The sequence below is a fragment of the Natronolimnobius sp. AArcel1 genome, assembly GCF_011043775.1.
Lineage (GTDB): Archaea > Halobacteriota > Halobacteria > Halobacteriales > Natrialbaceae > Natronolimnobius.
Window position 1 is genome coordinate 19,339 of record NZ_JAAKXY010000006.1, and the last position, 16,890, is coordinate 36,228.

14 protein-coding genes are annotated in these 16,890 nt (G+C 58.6%); 6 read left to right on the forward strand and 8 right to left on the reverse strand.

Translation table 11 applies throughout. The annotated features are described in order from the left end of the window. Positions 1 to 50: 50 nt before the first annotated feature. A complete protein-coding gene (locus G6M89_RS17770; RefSeq protein ID WP_165163248.1) occupies positions 51 to 920 on the reverse strand; it encodes a phosphatase PAP2 family protein in 870 nt (289 codons plus the stop codon). 67 nt (positions 921 to 987) lie between these two features. After that, positions 988 to 2,763 carry an ABC transporter substrate-binding protein gene (locus G6M89_RS17775; RefSeq protein ID WP_165163249.1) on the reverse strand — a complete coding sequence of 592 codons (1,776 nt, stop codon included), beginning with the start codon at positions 2,761 to 2,763 and terminating at the stop codon, positions 988 to 990. Between the two features lie 385 nt (positions 2,764 to 3,148). Between G6M89_RS17775 and G6M89_RS17780 the strand changes: the two genes are divergently transcribed. The 3 genes from G6M89_RS17780 to G6M89_RS17790 all read left to right on the forward strand — a co-directional run bounded on the left by G6M89_RS17780 (position 3,149) and on the right by G6M89_RS17790 (position 5,821). Then, the gene (locus tag G6M89_RS17780) at positions 3,149 to 4,306 is read left to right on the forward strand and encodes a tubulin/FtsZ family protein (RefSeq protein ID WP_165163250.1); all 1,158 of its coding nucleotides are present in this window, start codon (positions 3,149 to 3,151) and stop codon (positions 4,304 to 4,306) included. 189 nt (positions 4,307 to 4,495) lie between these two features. Continuing rightward, positions 4,496 to 5,500: a TIGR04024 family LLM class F420-dependent oxidoreductase gene (locus tag G6M89_RS17785; RefSeq protein WP_165163251.1), complete on the forward strand. Its 1,005-nt coding sequence runs from the start codon at positions 4,496 to 4,498 to the stop codon at positions 5,498 to 5,500. 132 nt (positions 5,501 to 5,632) lie between these two features. Continuing rightward, the gene (locus tag G6M89_RS17790; RefSeq protein ID WP_165163252.1) at positions 5,633 to 5,821 is read left to right on the forward strand and encodes a hypothetical protein; all 189 of its coding nucleotides are present in this window, start codon (positions 5,633 to 5,635) and stop codon (positions 5,819 to 5,821) included. Positions 5,822 to 5,920: 99 nt separating this feature from the next. On the opposite strand, the gene G6M89_RS17795 is transcribed toward G6M89_RS17790, so the two are convergent. The 4 genes from G6M89_RS17795 to G6M89_RS17810 form a co-directional block, all read right to left on the reverse strand. Further along, positions 5,921 to 6,619 (reverse strand): 6-hydroxymethylpterin diphosphokinase MptE-like protein, encoded by a 699-nt coding sequence (locus G6M89_RS17795; protein ID WP_165163253.1) that lies wholly within the window; start codon positions 6,617 to 6,619, stop codon positions 5,921 to 5,923. A gap of 259 nt (positions 6,620 to 6,878) precedes the next feature. Beyond that, positions 6,879 to 8,069: a dihydropteroate synthase gene (gene folP, locus G6M89_RS17800; protein WP_165163254.1), complete on the reverse strand. Its 1,191-nt coding sequence runs from the start codon at positions 8,067 to 8,069 to the stop codon at positions 6,879 to 6,881. A gap of 163 nt (positions 8,070 to 8,232) precedes the next feature. Beyond that, the gene (locus tag G6M89_RS17805) at positions 8,233 to 9,558 is read right to left on the reverse strand and encodes a class I adenylate-forming enzyme family protein (RefSeq protein WP_165163255.1); all 1,326 of its coding nucleotides are present in this window, start codon (positions 9,556 to 9,558) and stop codon (positions 8,233 to 8,235) included. Between the two features lie 124 nt (positions 9,559 to 9,682). Beyond that, positions 9,683 to 11,002, reverse strand: a complete 1,320-nt coding sequence (locus tag G6M89_RS17810) for a Cdc6/Cdc18 family protein (RefSeq protein WP_241175437.1) — start codon at positions 11,000 to 11,002, stop codon at positions 9,683 to 9,685. A gap of 1,209 nt (positions 11,003 to 12,211) precedes the next feature. Between G6M89_RS17810 and G6M89_RS17815 the strand changes: the two genes are divergently transcribed. Then, positions 12,212 to 13,018, forward strand: a complete 807-nt coding sequence (locus G6M89_RS17815) for an RNA methyltransferase (RefSeq protein ID WP_165163256.1) — start codon at positions 12,212 to 12,214, stop codon at positions 13,016 to 13,018. A 7-nt stretch (positions 13,019 to 13,025) separates the two neighbouring features. Here the strand turns inward: G6M89_RS17815 and G6M89_RS17820 are convergent, their stop codons facing one another. Then, on the reverse strand, positions 13,026 to 14,201 hold the full coding sequence (locus G6M89_RS17820; RefSeq protein WP_165163257.1) for a sugar MFS transporter: 1,176 nt from the start codon (positions 14,199 to 14,201) through the stop codon (positions 13,026 to 13,028). A 209-nt stretch (positions 14,202 to 14,410) separates the two neighbouring features. Between G6M89_RS17820 and G6M89_RS17825 the strand changes: the two genes are divergently transcribed. Next, positions 14,411 to 14,908 carry a hypothetical protein gene (locus G6M89_RS17825; protein ID WP_165163258.1) on the forward strand — a complete coding sequence of 166 codons (498 nt, stop codon included), beginning with the start codon at positions 14,411 to 14,413 and terminating at the stop codon, positions 14,906 to 14,908. Between the two features lie 183 nt (positions 14,909 to 15,091). On the opposite strand, the gene G6M89_RS17830 is transcribed toward G6M89_RS17825, so the two are convergent. Beyond that, a complete protein-coding gene (locus G6M89_RS17830) occupies positions 15,092 to 16,195 on the reverse strand; it encodes a DMT family transporter (RefSeq protein ID WP_206335621.1) in 1,104 nt (367 codons plus the stop codon). A gap of 179 nt (positions 16,196 to 16,374) precedes the next feature. Here G6M89_RS17830 and G6M89_RS17835 point away from each other — a divergent pair, with 179 nt between their 5' ends. Beyond that, on the forward strand, positions 16,375 to 16,857 hold the full coding sequence (locus G6M89_RS17835) for an Lrp/AsnC family transcriptional regulator (protein WP_165163259.1): 483 nt from the start codon (positions 16,375 to 16,377) through the stop codon (positions 16,855 to 16,857). Positions 16,858 to 16,890: the final 33 nt, after the last annotated feature.

A 16,890-nucleotide genomic window follows, 5' to 3' on the forward strand; every position in this document is an offset into this window, starting at 1 on the left:
AAAGTCTCCGGTTTGCGGTGAACCGGACGGTGAGTCGTTGTCGCGTGGGATTATCGGTCGAGACGCGCTTGCTCGTATTGCGTGGAGAGATAGCCACGCGCGGTTTCGTACAGCCCGCTGACGGTGTAGTTATAGCCGATGTAGACGCTCAAAAGCGCAAGCCCCGTCCCAGCGATGACATCGGAAAACCAGTGGATGCCGAGATACATCGTCGAGATGACGACGCTGATTGCCAGAAACGCCGACAGTCCAAGCCACAGCGGATACTTGTCTCGAGAGACCCACGCCAAGAAGAGGACAGTCATCGAGAGCGACGTATGCAGCGACGGGAAGACGTTCGTGCTCTGGTTCACCGAATTCGTTAACTCCCGCGAGCGCGGGAACGCCTCATACAGCAGGCCTTCAAACAGCACAGGATCGAAGTTTCGCGGGCCGTACGCCAGAAAGATCATATAACAAAGCAGCCCAATCCCGTAGTTCGCCGTAAACGAGAGGATCAACGCTTCCAGATGCTCCATCTCCTCGAGAGCGAAGTACGCAATAAAGGGAAACAGGAGCAAGAATGCGTAGCCATAGATGTAGATGAACACGAAAAACGACGTCAGCTCTGGCGACTGATAGGACTGAATAATGGCGACCGGATCTCCCGGTAAGAGGACACGATCGATCTCGAACAACAGTTGCGTGATGTTCTGGCTGAACACACGCCGTTCAAGTCGTGTGGTAATATCGACTGTCGACCAGCGAACGAGCAACACAACGCCGAGTGCGAGCAGCGGGATAAGACAGAACTCGAGTCGCCAGCGGAAGTCACTGACAGCCGCGACGAGCCGTCGAGGTCCAACCAGCACTAACGCAGCAGTCACGAGCATTGTCGTGACGACGAGAGCGAGTTCGAGGAGGACCACGGCGAACGACATACAACTACTCGAAGCTAGTGCTGCGAGACCATTAATAGCGACCGGTTAGTGGTCGGCCTGCATGGCGTTACCGAAGCAGTTCTCCATCTTCGTAGCGATAGCCAGCACCTTCAAAGAGCGACTGGACGCGCGTAGTATCGATTTCGCCATCAGCGCCCGGAAACGTCGAAATTGTCGATTGATGCTCGAATCCCCACCCATCGTTGCGAATTCCGAGCATCGAACTATAGCCAGTCGCCGGCATCGCTTCACCTTCGAAAAACTCATCTGCGACGTAATCGCGGTCGATCAACTGCGAGACAATTCGACGAAAGTGCGGGTTTCCGAGTTCGGGATGGTGGAGGTTATAGCCAACCATATAGAACGCGCTCGTTTCTGCAGACACTGACGTCGCTTCCGTCGCTTCCTGAACTGCCTCGAGTTCGGACGACGGCAGCGGCTGGCCCGTCAGGTCAATCTCGCCCTCAAGTAGCGCCTCGATCATCGCGCCGGGGTTTGGGTCGACTTGGAACTGGAGTCCCTCAAACTGCGAGAATCCTTCCAATACGTTCGGGCGATCGTCGGAATCGCTATGGAAGGGGTGATCGTCAAACATCTCGAGTTCAATCTCATCTGTTGCAACATCGCCTACCTGAAACAGTCCGGAGCCGACCGGTTCGTCGTTGTCCGTGACGAGCGCTTCTGTCTGGTAGTCTGCGACAACCTCTGATCGTGGGTCCCAGATATGGGCTGGCAACAATGGCACAGTCAGTGCTCGAACCGCAACCGATTGGGTGCCAGCGGTGAATCGAATCCGGATGGTCTCGGTGTCGATCACTTCCGTTCGTTCGACAAGCGTCGTCCGCCCACGGTAGCGGGGGGCAGGGAGTCCGCCGTCAATCTCTCCATTCGAGGTGTCCTGAAAGAATTGATACGTAAACTCGACATCGCTTGCATCGAGTGGCGTCTCGTCGTGCCACCGCAGGTCCTCACGAAGTGTGACTGTCGCCTCGAGCGGCCCAGAATCGTGCCACTCGAGGTCGTTCACCAGCCACGGTGTGTAGTCATCGATGGTCTCACCGTTGAGGCTGCTTCCGTAGTCAGTGCGACGGACCAGTGGGTCGTACACCAACTCGAGCAAGCCGTCGACCTGGTTTCGATCGATGACGAGTGGGTTCAACCGCGTTCCAATCTCCTCACCGTAGACGCCAACGATTAGCGGCCCCTCTCGTGGACCGTCTTCGCGTTCACTGCTCAGGAGTTCGAGATAGTCAACGGCGCGGTGTGGTGGCGATGAGACATCGATTGACTCATGAGCGCCACCAAGACGGTTCGGAAAGGCTACCGTCGTGTATGGAACGACCTCGTCAAGATACGAGAGCAAGTCACCAATCGTTTCCTGGCGCGTCGACGTATCCGTCGCCTCGCGCTGCTCATCGAGTGCGTCGTCGGCCGTAACGTCGGAGTAGTGAAACGGGTTCTGCCAGCCGCGCTCGCCGACAAACCGCGAGTGGAGGAGTTCATAGAGGTCGTCGTAGTCCTCGATGCCAGGGTGGCGGGCAACGAAAATGTCGTAATCGCCCTCGAGCAAGATGTCTCGGTAGAGTTCCAGTTCGCCGATTGGTTCGTGAGAGACAGCGATGCCAGCAGCCTCGAGGTTTTCTCGAAACTGACTCAGTATACGGGCGGCGAATGCGTCGTCGTCTGCGGGAAGCGTCTTGATCGTGAGTTCGACCTGTTCGGGTGCCGTATTTTCGGCACGAGACCAGAACTGCTCCGAACAGCCGGCAAGCGAACTCGCGGTCCCACCAACTACGCCAGCGAGCAGGGTCCGGCGGGACACCGACGACGCATCTTCGGCCATGCTGGTGCCACTATGCCATCACCGCGTATAGGACTTACTCTCTAAGCGATAGCTTACGATATCCGTCTGAGGCCCGCTACCGCACAAATATGAGTTCATGAGCGAGTCTGCGAGATTGATACTAATTAGTCAGCCAAGACCAATGCCAGCAGATAATCACGAGCTGATGACAGTCATAAATTGAGTACTATCGGGAAGTAATGACTGTCTTCTATTGGCTACTCTCTTTTCTCCGTTCGTATGTAGGTCATAACAATGGCTGTCACAGGCAAGGTATCTGCTGTGGAATCCGTTCCCAACGCTGGGCGGTCCGGCCACGCTCGAGCGGTGCGCTGACGGCCGGCCTCGAACGCCCACGGAACGACCACGAGAGACATAACGAACCATGAAACTCGCACTCATCGGCTTTGGTCAGGCAGGCGGGAAGATCGTAGACGAATTCCTGGCGTTCGACGAGCAAATCGACGGCGGCTTCGTCGAGGCAGCAATCGCTGTCAACTCGGCGACGGTCGATCTACAGGGCCTCGAGAACGTTCCCCAGGAGAATCGCGTCCTGGTCGGACAGGCACGCGTGAAAGGACACGGTGTTGGCGCTGACAACGAACTCGGCGCTGAAGTCACCGAAGCAGATATCGACGAGATTCAGGGCGCAATCGATAAAGTACCGGTCCACGAGATCGATGCGTTCCTCATCGCTGCCGGCATGGGCGGCGGCACCGGCTCCGGCGGCGCACCTGTCCTTGCAAAGCATTTGAACCGAATCTACACCGAACCGGTCTACGGACTCGGTATCCTCCCCGGGACCGACGAAGGCGGGATTTACACGCTCAACGCGGCCCGCTCCTTCCAGACGTTCGTCCGCGAGGTCGACAATCTGCTCGTCTTTGACAACGACGCTTGGCGCAGTGCCGGCGAATCCGTCGAAGGCGGCTACGACCGCATCAACAAAGAGATCGTCGAGCGCTTCGGGCTGCTCTTTGCGGCCGGCGAAGTCGGCCACGACGATGACGTCGCCGAAAGCGTCGTCGACTCCTCGGAGATCATCAACACACTCGACAGCGGCATCTCGACCATCGGTTACGCACGCGAAACAGTTGATTCCGACGACGGTCTCCTCTCGTCGTTCCGGGGCGAAGAGACGTTCGACGAAGGCGAAGCAACCAATCGCATGACCAGCCTCGTCCGCAAAGCAACACTCGGACGCATGACACTCCCCTGTGACGTCTCGAGTGCAGACCGTGGCCTGGTCGTCGCAACCGGCCCGGCCGAGCACCTGAACCGCAAAGGTGTCGAACGCGGCCGCCAGTGGCTCGAGGACGAAACCGCGAGCATGGAGATCCGCGGTGGCGACTACCCGATGTCGGACCGCGACGAGGTCGGTGCAATCGTCCTCCTCTCGGGAGTCACCGACATTCCGCGAGTCGACCAGCTTCAGCAGGTCGCTATCGAAGCCCAGGAGACGACGGAGACGGTCAAAGCCAACGCGCAAGACGAGTTCGCATCGCTGGTCGACACCGGTGGCGAACTCGACGCACTGTTCTAACGTGCGCTGCCCAGTTGTGCTGACTCGCTGTTAATTTCGGCCCTTCGTGTTGTCACCCCTCTTGTTTTCGATAAACATTACAAGCGTTCACTGTGTCTACTCGAGTGGGATTGACACGCAACGCACTCGCGACTGTCGCGTGTCCTGACGGCCCGGCGTGGTGCCAACGGTCGACTCCCGGTGATTCCAATGACTGTTCGAAGCCTGCATCTCCCGGTCGCTGCACAGCCTCACGTTGACTCACTCGTCGACCTCGCCCAGGTGGGCGAACGCCACGGCTACGACACCGCCTGGCTCCCCGAAACCTGGGGGCGCGACGGCGTTACCGTCCTGACGAGTATCGCCCGCGAGACTGAGAGTATCGGCCTCGGCCCGAGCGTCCTCAACGTCTACTCGCGCTCGCCAGCCCTGCTCGGACAGACGGCGACGACGCTACAGGAAGTCGCCGACGGACGCCTCCGAATGGGCGTCGCTCCAAGTGGCCCCGCCGTCATCGAGGGCTGGCACGGCCTCGAGTTCGAGCGCCCGCTTCGGCGAACGCGCGAGTACATCGAGATCATGCGCGAGGTGATGAGCGGCGAGACGGTCCACTACGACGGCGACCTCTTCTCGCTGTCTGGCTTCCGACTTCGCTGTGACCCGCCCACCGAACCGGTCCCCATCGACGCCGCCGGCATGGGCCCCAAATCGGTCGAGCTCGCCGGTCGCTTCGCTGATGGCTGGCACGCAATTCTGTTCACGCCCGACGGCTTCCAGAACCGACTCGAGGATTTCCGACGCGGCGTCGACCTCGGCGACCGGAACCGCGATGACCTCCGCGTGAGCCTGTCAGTGACCGCCTGCGCGCTCGAGGACGGCGAACGTGCCCGTGAGTTAGCCCGCCAGCATCTGGCGTTCTACGTCGGCGCGATGGGGACATACTATCGCGAGTCACTGGCGCGACAGGGCTACGAAGACGAAGCCATGGCTATCGCGACAGCCTGGGCCAACGGCAATCACGACGACGCGATTGCTGCCATCCCCGACGCACTACTCGATGATCTCGGGGCCACCGGCACCCCGGAACACGCCCGCAAGCAACTCCAGACATTCGAGTCACTCGAGGGTGTTGATGAACTGTCAATTGGGTTCCCACGCGGGGCCTCGAGCGACGATATCAAGGCGACGATTGAGGCACTGGCCCCAGATTCATAAGGCAGAATCCCGGCGGTAGGAGGCTCTTACCAGTATGTTGCCCATCTCGTTCAGTACATCACACACATTCGTTTCCATGAGAGTCATAGTAGCAAGAGAATAACCAATTACGATACGCCAGTGGAACAGAATATGTCCAGACAATCCAGTTCACCGACCGCGGGCACAACCATGCGAAACGCCGTCAAATCAGTCCTGTTCCGAACCGATCAGACGACCACCATCGAAGAGTGTCGCCGCTGTGGCAAAACCATCGAATCTCGAGAAACAGTCTGTCCGGTCTGTGACTGTGATGACATCGTCGAGTATCGTATTCAATAAGCTGGCTTTTTCCGTCCGGAACGGTGGCCTGACGACCAGCTAACACCGTTTTCGGTCTGCTCACGCTCGTATCGTTGGTAGCCCCAGTCGAGGGAGCCGTCACGAAACCGGCAGTGCACCCGTCTCAATCGCATCCCGCCGCCCATCGAGAACGGTAAATAGCTCCTCACGTCGACACTCGAGCCAATACAGGAGTCGTTCAGCCCACTCGAGCTTGTGCGCCTTCGACGCGGAAACGGTTGGATCGTCGAAATCCCAGCCGACGAATACGAGCGTCGCTGCCCCAAGGTGGTCGGCGAGAAACGCCGCTCGATCGCCGTCAGTGAAGCCGCCAACGTTCTGGACGTGCGCCCGCGGCGCTGCCTGCGTCGTCGGCAGGACAAACGCCTCGGAACAGTCGGGAACGACGGTCCGGATCGCGGGGATGTTGTCGCCGTGGGCGTGTACCGCAACTGGAACCTCGCGAGCGGTAAGCGCCTGTACTGTTTTCGGATTCTTATCGAGGTCCGTCACCATGCAGTCGACGCTGACGCCATTGTCAGAGAGGGTATCGACGGCCGTCGACGCCGCGATGACGACATCCGCCGCTCGAGCACGTTCACGTTCGGCCTCGGTCTCGAGTGAGGGACCAGCACCGGCAATCGCGACGGTCTGATCTCGAACCGCTGGCAATCGGCTGAAATCAAACGGGGCTGTCAGTGATGCAAGTACGTCTCGAGCGCGTTCGTCTCCGCGTCGATCGTAGTCGAACTCCTGCAGAATTGCTTTATAAACAGGCTGCCACTCATCGAACTCCATACGGTCTGTCTCTGTCGGAGCTATAACAGTCATCCGCTGTACTGGCAGGTTTTGTCATCACTCTCTCTCTCTCCTGGCGTCCAGCGTTGTGACTATCAGATTATCGTCCGTTCGCGAGATGGCTGTTGTAACTGCGGAGTGTGACTGTCGCAATAATTCCGTGTTGTGGGCCGGGGGTCGCCTCCAAAGTACCCCTACCCGGGAGGCCGCCCGGCGTCCACTCTTTCCTTTCGAAGCCTCCGCCATAAGCTTTCTCTTACTACAGTAATGCTTCAATTTCTGTGCGTAATCTTTGTATACCGTCGCTATAGTGCTCGAGACGCCCCAGAGCGCCAGATATCGAAGTTGCCGTTCCACCCAGTAATACGATGTTACCGGATCCGTGCGTGGCAATCGCACCCGCATCGTTACCGGCTGTGACGAGCGCCTGGCGCGTTTCGCTCGAGAAGCCCTCGATTTCGAACAACTGTGTCTGAATATCGGCATGTTCTGTCGCGTCGACGCCTCGAGCTTCCAGTTGGCGGCGAAGCGTTCGCGGTGAGTCCACCTCGAGGCGCGCGAGTGAGAACGAGTCAGTTGTAACGGGTGATCGATCGGTGAACGCATCGCCGATCAGTGCGGCATCGCGCGTTTCGGCAACATCGTGTGTACGGATGATGTGGGCACCCCGCTCGACAGCCATCGATGTCGCCGCCAGACTGACCGGCAAGCGCTCGTCAGTCTCGCGATCCGCAATCGAGCCGAGGAAGTTCTTCCGGTTGATCGAGACCAGCATCGGGCGCTCGAGGGCGCGAAACTCGGTCAATCGGCGGAACGTCGCCTGATCGTCCGCAATTGTTTGTGCCTCGCTCCAGCCGCCAAAGGCCGGATCGATGATCGTCTTCTCGGTCATACCGTTCTGTTTCAGCGCTTCGTACACCTGGTCGACGTAGTCAGCCTCGGCCGCCCACTCCGACGATTTGCGTGCGGCCCAGTCGGTTTCCTCGACAGCACCCGGTCGCTCGAGATCCGGCGGACTGGCCATCTTTGCGACAGCGACGTCGTGTTCCTCACAAACGATCGGCATCTCCGGATCAGCAAATCCACAGATATCATTGACCATATCGAACCCCTGGGCGAGTGCTTCGTCTGCGACCTCACTGTAGCGCGTTTCAATCGAAAAGATGGCCTCGCCTGAGACGTGATCGATCGTCTCGAGCGCAACGTGTAGGCGCTCGAGTTCCTCCTCGGCTGAGAGCACCTCGAAGCGTTTGTTCGCCGACTCGAGGCCGATATCGACAATATCTGCGCCCTCGTCAATCAGTTCCGAATCGACGTACGCGGCAGCGTCGGCCGGATCGTCGTACACGCTGGGATTGTACGGCGACTCCTCGCTGACGTTCAACACACCCATGATCCGCGGTGGATGATCGTCACCGATTTGCAGTCCCGCCGCATCGACGGTGTTCATACCTCGACTCAGGAATAGAGCGTGAAAGGCACCGCGGTTGCCGGCCATGGCTTCCGACACTGTTCCCGCGGTGCCGTCAGCCATCACTACAGTGCCCGCTCACCAGATTACACCCGCTGGTATCTCCAGTGTCGCTCTTTACACCCCGCCGATAATCAGTGGGTCACCCCATCGATGGCAGCGGTGTGGATATCTCGCCCTCGAGAACGATCGTCCCATCTGTGGTCGTCGCCTGCATTCCCATTAGTATCCAGCGTGTCTCCTCAGTCGTGGTGACCATTTGTTCGGTCATCGCCGGTCGCTCGAGATAGCCCTGCATCGTCGTTGGCCCCGTCACGGCAACTTCTCCAGCGCTCGCCGCGTCACCATCGGCGTCGACCGCTCGCGCAGTGTCACCCGCATCACCGTCTTGGCGAACGGTCGCCTGCACGCCAGGCAGTGGCTCGCCGAGTCGGCCCGCAGCACGATCAGCCGGCAAGCGAACATGCGTCAGCCCCGTCTCCGGCGTCCCGACGAGTGACACGCCATCTTTTATCGACGCCGACTCACCCGCAGACTCGAGGATGGCGACGCCAGCCATATCTCCTTCGTCGAACGGGGCGCTCGTCTCGTCCGGTAGTTCTCTCGTCTCGGCTGCTGTTCCTCCCTCAAGACCTCGAAGCTCATCATAGTGGGTTGGCGTCAGGAACACCCGCTTTAACGCCGTCGTATAGCGTAGCGACCGAACTGTCTCGGGGTCCCACGTCTCGAGCGGTCGATACCGGTCGCCTTGGACGAGCGTCGCAGTCGCCCCAAACAGCAACTCGAGTGGGTTCGCGAGCTGGAGAACTCCCAGTTGGCCTGCACGCGCTCCATCCGCGGGCGAGACAGCCGTGGCCGTGTCAGACTGACCTAACTCGAGCGCACCACCCCCAGTCCGGCCAGCAGCCGCAAGCGCTGACTGCGAGTACGTGATTGCAAGCGGCTCCCCGTCGTACTCGCCAAGATATGCGATCAGTCCCACTTCCTCGTCTCCGCGGCGGATCATGTCGATTCCCGACCGCGTTCCCGTGCTGTTCATCCCGCTGTTGTCAAGAAACGACTCGAGGCTCACACCCATCCCGGTTCCACCACCGACGCGCACACCAAGTCGAACCGAATCAGCACCAACCAGAATTGATGGCAGCCGCTCAAGGTCCGTCACGACCGCCGTTGCATCCGCCATCTCGAGCGCAGTGGCAACCGCTCGTTCGTCATACTCGAGTGGCATCGTCACCGGAACACACCCATTTCTCAGCGACCCATAGAACGCAACGAGAAAGGCACGTGGGTCAGCAACGCGAATTCCGATGCGCTCGCCAGCGCCAAGATCCCGATTCCGAAGCCCGCCCGCGAACGCATCAGTCCGCGACCAGAGTTGCGAAAACGTACGCGACTCCTCGCCCACAATCGCCGTTTCGGACTGGTGTGCCAGTACCGTCGATTGGAGCGACTCGATGAGTTTCGACATTCAACCAGTTGAACAGACTCACGACGGTTATGTGTTCACGTAATATGGATAATATAATTTATATCGAGACTACCGGGCGAGTAACGAGACAAATAGTACCTCTCGACCGCCGAGCGAGCGTTCGTTACGGCTGGTCGCTCGAGTCGGTCGGTGAGTCGGCCTGTGCGCCTGATTTGGGACCAGAGCCTGGGGTGTGACCGGATGTGGACGACCCAGTCTCGACATCCTCGAGTGGGGCCAATCGAGCATCGCGCAGTAGCACTTTCTTGACGATTGACGGATTCTCGAGCAGTCGGTGTTTGGCGTGGGCACCGCGGCCGCGTCCACGTCCCTCGCGTTCGGATTGGATGACGTTAAGGAAGTTCTGCTCCTGAAGGATTTCCTGCACGCGGCGCTCTGAGAGCACGTCGAAATCGAGCTGTTTGGCGATCTGTTTGTACTGGTTGTAGATAATCTTCGTCGGGAACTCTTTCTGACTGCTGTTTTCAGTCAGCAGCGTCAGTGAGTACAGAATCGCTTTCGCCTGCTGAGGCGAGCCCTCGATGAGTTCGTTGAACCGATCGGCTTCGGTCTTTTCTTTCGCATCGCGGACGTGCTCGGCAGTGACGTGCGTATCAGTCTGTTTCTTCGCGATTCGACCCGCGTTTCGCAGAATGTCGATTGCCTTGCGGGCGTCGCCGTGTTCCTGGGCGGCGAGTGCTGCAGTCAATGGGATCACGTCATCGGAGAGTACGCCATCGTGGAACGCATCGCGGCGCTTCTCGAGGATTTCGACGAGTTGGTTCGCATCGTAGGGTGAGAAGACGAGTTCGTCCCGCGAGAGACTCGATTTGACGCGTTCGGAGAGATGATCCGGGAAGTCGATCTTATTCGAGATACCAATGATCCCGATACTCGAGTCGGAGATGCGCCGATTCTCGCCGGCTCGTGAGAGTTTCCTGAGGACTTCATCGTCCTCTAACATGTCGATCTCGTCCAAAATAACGATGGTAACGTCGGTACAGCGGTCGATGGCCTGCCAGAGTCGCTTGTAGTAGTCACCGGTCCCGAGGCCACGGTCGGGAACGTTGATCCCACTCTGATCGGGTTCGTTGACGAGTTGGGCGATGGTTTTGATGATTGACGCCTCGGTGTTCTGTTCGCCACAGTCGATGAAGGCGTATTTCACCGTCACCCCATCGCGGCCGGCCTCCGAGATAACGCGTTTCGTCACCGACCGCGAAATAAGGGACTTGCCGGTCCCGGTCTTGCCGAAGATGAACAGGTGATTCGGCTCGCTCCCGAAAATAGCGGGATTGAGCGCGTCCGCGACCCGTTGCATCTGCTCGTCACGTCCGACGATCCGGTCGGGCCCTGGAAGATGCGTAATTTCCAGCAGCCGTTCGTCGGCAAAGACCGGATCGTCGTACCGAAAGAGTGGATCGCGATCGTCGTTCGCGGACATTGCAGTACCCCGTGCGTACCAACCGAATTGAAATAAATGTATGGGGATCGGTCGCGTCTGTAAAAGACCCGCCAGAGTGCCTGCATTGGTTCCATGGGCCGAAATAGCAACCGGACTCACAGATTGCCGGCATCGCGCCTCTAACGAAGTGATGGCTCTAGGAGTGGACACTGACACCCCCCTCGCGAATGTAACTGTAACTGGCTTGCGTGTACGAGCAGAATAGCCACTCCGCGTCAGACATAGGTCTGTTACCTGACGTATGATTGAAGTTGGATATGCTCGAGTAAGACCCTCAAGACCCAGTTATCGCCCGCTTCGTGAGCTAACGCTCGAGAACGAGTGGGGACACACACCCCCCTCGCGTATGTAACGGGAAATGGGTGGGTGGGTCTCGAGTGGAAGCGCGATTTCCGATCAGAGTGGGTCCAAATCTCCGATTTTACAAACGAGACGGTGGTGTGTTGTCATTCAGACCCCCCACACGTATGGCCTTACAAACGCGAAGGGGGTGTGTCCCCCCAAAACAAACCAACAGCTATCCCGGCCAGAACGGGTGTCCCCGACGAAATCAGCCGGAATAGCACTCGAGAAGAATCTGGATCAGGTATAGTAGCCACTGAAAGTCAATGCACACCTGATCGCACGACGGGAGCGCGGTTCGGTGTGAGCGAAGCGAACGAGAACCGCGGAAAAGCGAACGGGCACGATGTGCCCGTGAGTCGGCTGTGCGATCAGTGTGTAAATCGTTTCAGTTGTTACTATACACCATCGAGAGTCTGGACAGACTCTCGAGGTCCATCCTTCCACGTCACAGTTTCGTGAACACTTCTAGAATCTATATTCTAGTTTCTAGTTTGTTTCTAGATACGGGTTCGACAGAGAGACAAAACAGCAGTAGCACGGAACAGCTACCGACAGTCGACACAACCACTCAATAGTGCAGCGCAATCCCTGCTATCGCTCGAGTCTGTTCCAGTCCAGTCCTGTTTGGCTTTCGTCTGTCTCCAGTCATCGTTCTACCGTCGTCGCTCTACCGCCGCTCTCTCCCAGACAGTTCCGCCTCTCACTGGCGCGATGAACGCATCATTTTTGCTCGCCCGTTCGATAGCGTCCGTATGCACTCGGCCAGTCTCTCTCCGGCCACGACTATGACTCCGGCTCCAGCTACGGCGACGATTGCAACTGCGACTCTGGGGCGATCATTGTATGCGTGACAGCAACGAATCAACGGACGACTCGCTCTCCGATCACTCGAGCCAAGAACCTGATCCGTCCACGCGAACACCACCAGCCGTCGCCGTCGTCGACGCCCAGACGCCGGGAAATGTCGGGACGATCGCTCGAGCGATGAAGAACTTCGGGTTCGAAGAGCTCTTACTGATCGATCCGCCTGAACTCGATCCAGATGGCGAGGCCTACGGCTTTGCAGGCCACGCCCGCGAGGACATCCTTCCGAACGCGACCGAACTCACGTTCGAGGATCTCGTCTCAACGTATCATACGATCGGCTGTACTGCCGTGACGAACGAAGACGACAACAATCACACCCGGTTTCCGTTCTCGACGCCGGCAGCACTCGCAGATCGACTGGCCACGGTCGACGGACAGACGGCACTTGTCTTCGGCCGCGAAGGCGTCGGACTCACCAACGAAGAACTCGTCCAAATCGACGAAATCTGCTCGATTCCAGCCAGCGATGAGTATCCCGTCCTCAACCTCGGGCAGGCAGCCACGATCACGCTCTATGAACTGCGAACGCTGGCGCTGTCTTCCGAGGATACGCAACTGCCCGACCTCGAGCGCGTGCGTGCGCCCGAACCGACACTCGAGCGACTCTACGAGCAGTGGGACGACCTCTTAGTCGAGATCAACCATCCGGAGGAGAAACGCGAGAAGGCAGGTCGAATGCTGCGGCGGGTGTACGGCCGCGCCGACCTGACCGCACGCGAGGCGAACACGCTGCTTGGGGTCCTTCGACGAGCAACGGAGCGGCCAGCCGACCGCGACCGGTGAGAGAGACTCACGAACTCGAGGGCTCAGACGTTGGCGCGCTTGCCGAGCCAGTCCACAGCCAGGTACAGGCGATCGTTCCGAGCAGCGCCACTGCCAGCCCGACTGTCACCCACAGTGCGCGTCCAATGCCGTACAGTTCTGCGAGGACGCCGACGACTGCTGGCGCGAACGCGATTCCGAAGTACGTTGAGCCGTTTGTGACCGCATTCAGTGGGCCACTGTACTCGGGTGCGGCTTCGACTGCGTAGGCCGACAGCGTCGGAAACCCACTCGAGAGGCCGGCACCGGCGACGAAGACGGCGACAAACAGTATCGGACCGGTCTGGCCAGAGAAGGCGACCGCGAGCGCTGGAATCGTGGGAATGGCGGTGGCGAGGACCAACAGCAGCGAAGGAACGCGGTCGATCAGGAACGTGTAGCCGAGGCGAGCGGGCATGTACGCGAGCAAGTAGACTGAGAGGAGTAAGTTGGCGGTCGTGGGTTCGTAGAAGCTACTCGCGTAGTAGACGAGCCAGGTGAAGAGGATGCCCTCGATTGCGCCGACGAGCATGATGCCGACGCAGGCACCGATGACCGAGCGTCGCTGAAGCAACTCGCGGAGCGCCGACCGCGAGAGCGAGCGTTCGGCGTCCATCGATGGCAGTTCGGTTCGACTCGCGATGAGAATCGTCGGGAGGAAACAGAGCGCGATCACGACAAACACAGCGCGCCAGTCGGCGACCACGAGCACGCCGCTGACCAGTTGCGGGCCGAGCACTGCACCGACTGCCCAGACGAGTGCGTAGGCGGCGTAGATACGGCCGCGCCGTGCCGAATGGAGGTGGCTCAAGACTGCGCGGTCGATGCCGCGAAAGGCTCCCGCCGCGGCCCCCTGTGCGAGTAACGCGATCAGAAAGACGGCATACAGTGGCGACACTGCCATCACGAGCAAGGCGATGACAACGCCGAGTGCGGATAGCACGAGGATCCGACGCATCGCCAGTCTCCCGGCGAGCAACCCTGTTGCAACGACCGCAACGACAAACCCGGCGGTCCCTGCGGGCGCGATCAACCCAAGTGCAGCCTCCGAGACACCGAACGTCTCCTCGAGACTGGGGAGAATCGGGCCTCGAGCCTGCATCGCAATCGCATCTCCAAAGACGAATAGAAACAGGGCTGCCGTCCACCATCGAGCGCGGTCCATGGGTTTTCTGCTCGTGTGCGGACGGAAAACGCTCGGCTTACAGGTAAAATCCGTATTTGGTCAGTGTCTAATTAGTGTAGCTTAAGACATAGTTCCAACGGTATGACAATCGAAGAACTCAATAATTACGAAATGATTTATTTAATATGAAACGCAGAGAACTTATTACATCTGTTGGGGCTATCTCTCTTTCTGGATGTGCCGACCTTATGACGACTGAACGAGAGGCGGATACCCAATCTTTGGATCTTGAGTTTGACAGAAGGACCGGAACTGAATTCTTTTACGACGATCAAGAGATTGGCCAGTTTGGCGCTGGGACTGGGGCATGGGTGAATGCTCCATACGAATTTAGTGTTAGCGCAATAGCTGAAGACGAGTTCGAATGGCTCTGGTGCACTGTCGAATTCACAGTGCCTGATGATATTCGCCCTCCCTTCTTCTATCTTCGAGGTGACACGGAGGTACCGATTACGTCATTTGCTCGGAGAGATGCCACAGATGGGGGTACAACGCTCGAAATTCGGGAGCAGATAGATGAATTCGACCTCCAATTCAGAGCTGAGCCTGCTGGCTCGTCTACTGATTTGGAAGAAATTCCAATTGAATTGAATTTTGACGGTGTTCTTGTGGACAGCAGTATACGGGATACAGAATATTATTCGGCCTCGTCGATTTCGCTCGTGTTACAGAGAGAGTTCGCGTAATCGCTTTGTCTATCGTCCCAACTGATACTGTTTCTATAGTAGTCACTGACAGTCAGTGCACACCCAATCGCACGAGGGCTGTGCGATTGGTGTGTAAACAGTTTCAGTTGTTACTATATTGCTCAAACTGGTTGAACGAGGCAGTTCCCGTTTTCAATCTCCTCCCGCGATTCAGATTCCCGTTTAGTCGTCCGCCGGCTCGCTCGTGCTCGTCGCGGGACCGGTGTCGGCCTCGAGAGTCGACGGAGCCTCGGAGTCGACTGTCGACTCGGCGTCAGACTCGAGCGTGACGCCGCCGTCGGTCCGCGCTCCCGACCTGTGATCTGCGTCACGGATATCGGCCACGAACGTCGATCGGCTTACTCGAGTCGACCGCAAGAGTGCCTGTAGCGCCCGCCGTTTGACGACGACGAAGCCGGCAATGATTGTCAGCAGACCGAGTACGGTCAGCGAGTCCACGACGTACCCCATGATGGCCCAGCTGACGGCCATCGCCACCGCTGGCTCGGCGTAACTGACGAGATTGACCTGCGTCGCACCGGTTCGCTCGAGCAACTCGAAGTACAGCAGAAAGGCGAACACGCCGGAGACAAGCGTCAAGTAGGCAAACGAGAGCAGGGACTCAGGCGTCACCGCGACTGCCGCGATGGATTCGCCACGCAGGGCTGCCCAGCCGAGTAACACGCCAGCGCCGAGCAACATCGCCCAGGCCTGCAGGGTCTCGAGCGGCAGCGAGGAACTGATCGGCTTGAGGAACACGCTCCCGAGGGCGAACGCGATGGCCGAGGCGAACACGAGCGCAACGCCGACTACCATCTCGCCGCCGAGTGTCGCGCCGGATGGCTGGACGACGGCGACGACGCCAACTAATCCGAGCACGAAGCCAACGACACCGGCGGGGGCGAGTCGCTCCTCTGGGAGCAGTAGGCCGGCGAACGCCACCGTGAGAATCGGTGCTGTGCTGACCACTGTCGCCGCGACCGCGCCGGAAACGTAGAGTTCGCCGAGATACAACAGCCCGTGATAGAGTGCAATGACGAAAATACCGGCGACGGCGACCGCGAGCCACTCCCCGCGAGCGCTCGGCCAGAGCTGATCGGTTACGACTGCGGCGTAGGCGAGGACGATCACACCCGCAAGTGCGTAACGCCCACCTGCAAACAACAACGGCGGCACGTACTCGAGGCCGACCTCAATGGCCACAAACGAACTTCCCCAGCAGAGTGCCAGGATCGAAAAGAGCACCGCTTCGCGGTACCTGTCTGGCAGAGATTCAAAGAGTCTCATATTCACTTCGAAAATAGCTCGAGTACTTAGCCCCTTCTACAAAAATACCTTGAGAATCGGATGAGGAACCACACATATGGATCACATCCAATTGAATCTCGAATCCAACACACAGAGTTAGAGAAATATCCAACTATGTCGTCCGGAACACACATGGGTTCGGGGACGAACACCTGCCTATGGACGAGCGCGACGTTCGACTACTGAAAGCGATTTCCGAACTCGAGACGGGGAGTCCGGAGCAGTTACACGACGCGACCGGGATTCCCGTCTCGACGATCCACTATCGGCTGAGCAACCTCCGTGACCAGGGGATCATCGAGAACGACCGTTACGAGATTGACCTCGAGGAACTTGGCCTCGGCGTCACCGTACTGGTAGAGATCCACGCCAATTATCAGGGCTCCTACGAGGAGTTCGCGGATCGGCTCTTGACTGTTGAGGGCGTGACGAACGTCTACTTCACGATGGGAAAGACGGATTTCATCGTCCTCGCCCGTCTGAGCGGCAGCGAGATGGTTGAGCGCCTGATCGCCGAGTTCGAGCAACTCGAGGGCGTCGAGCGGACGGACTCAACGTTCGTAATCTCAGCAATCGAAGAACGGGAGGCACTCCAGAGCTACGACCTCGAGACGCTGCTCGAGGAGTTAGTCGACGACTGACGGTGAAACCACGATTAGCGATAGAACGACGAC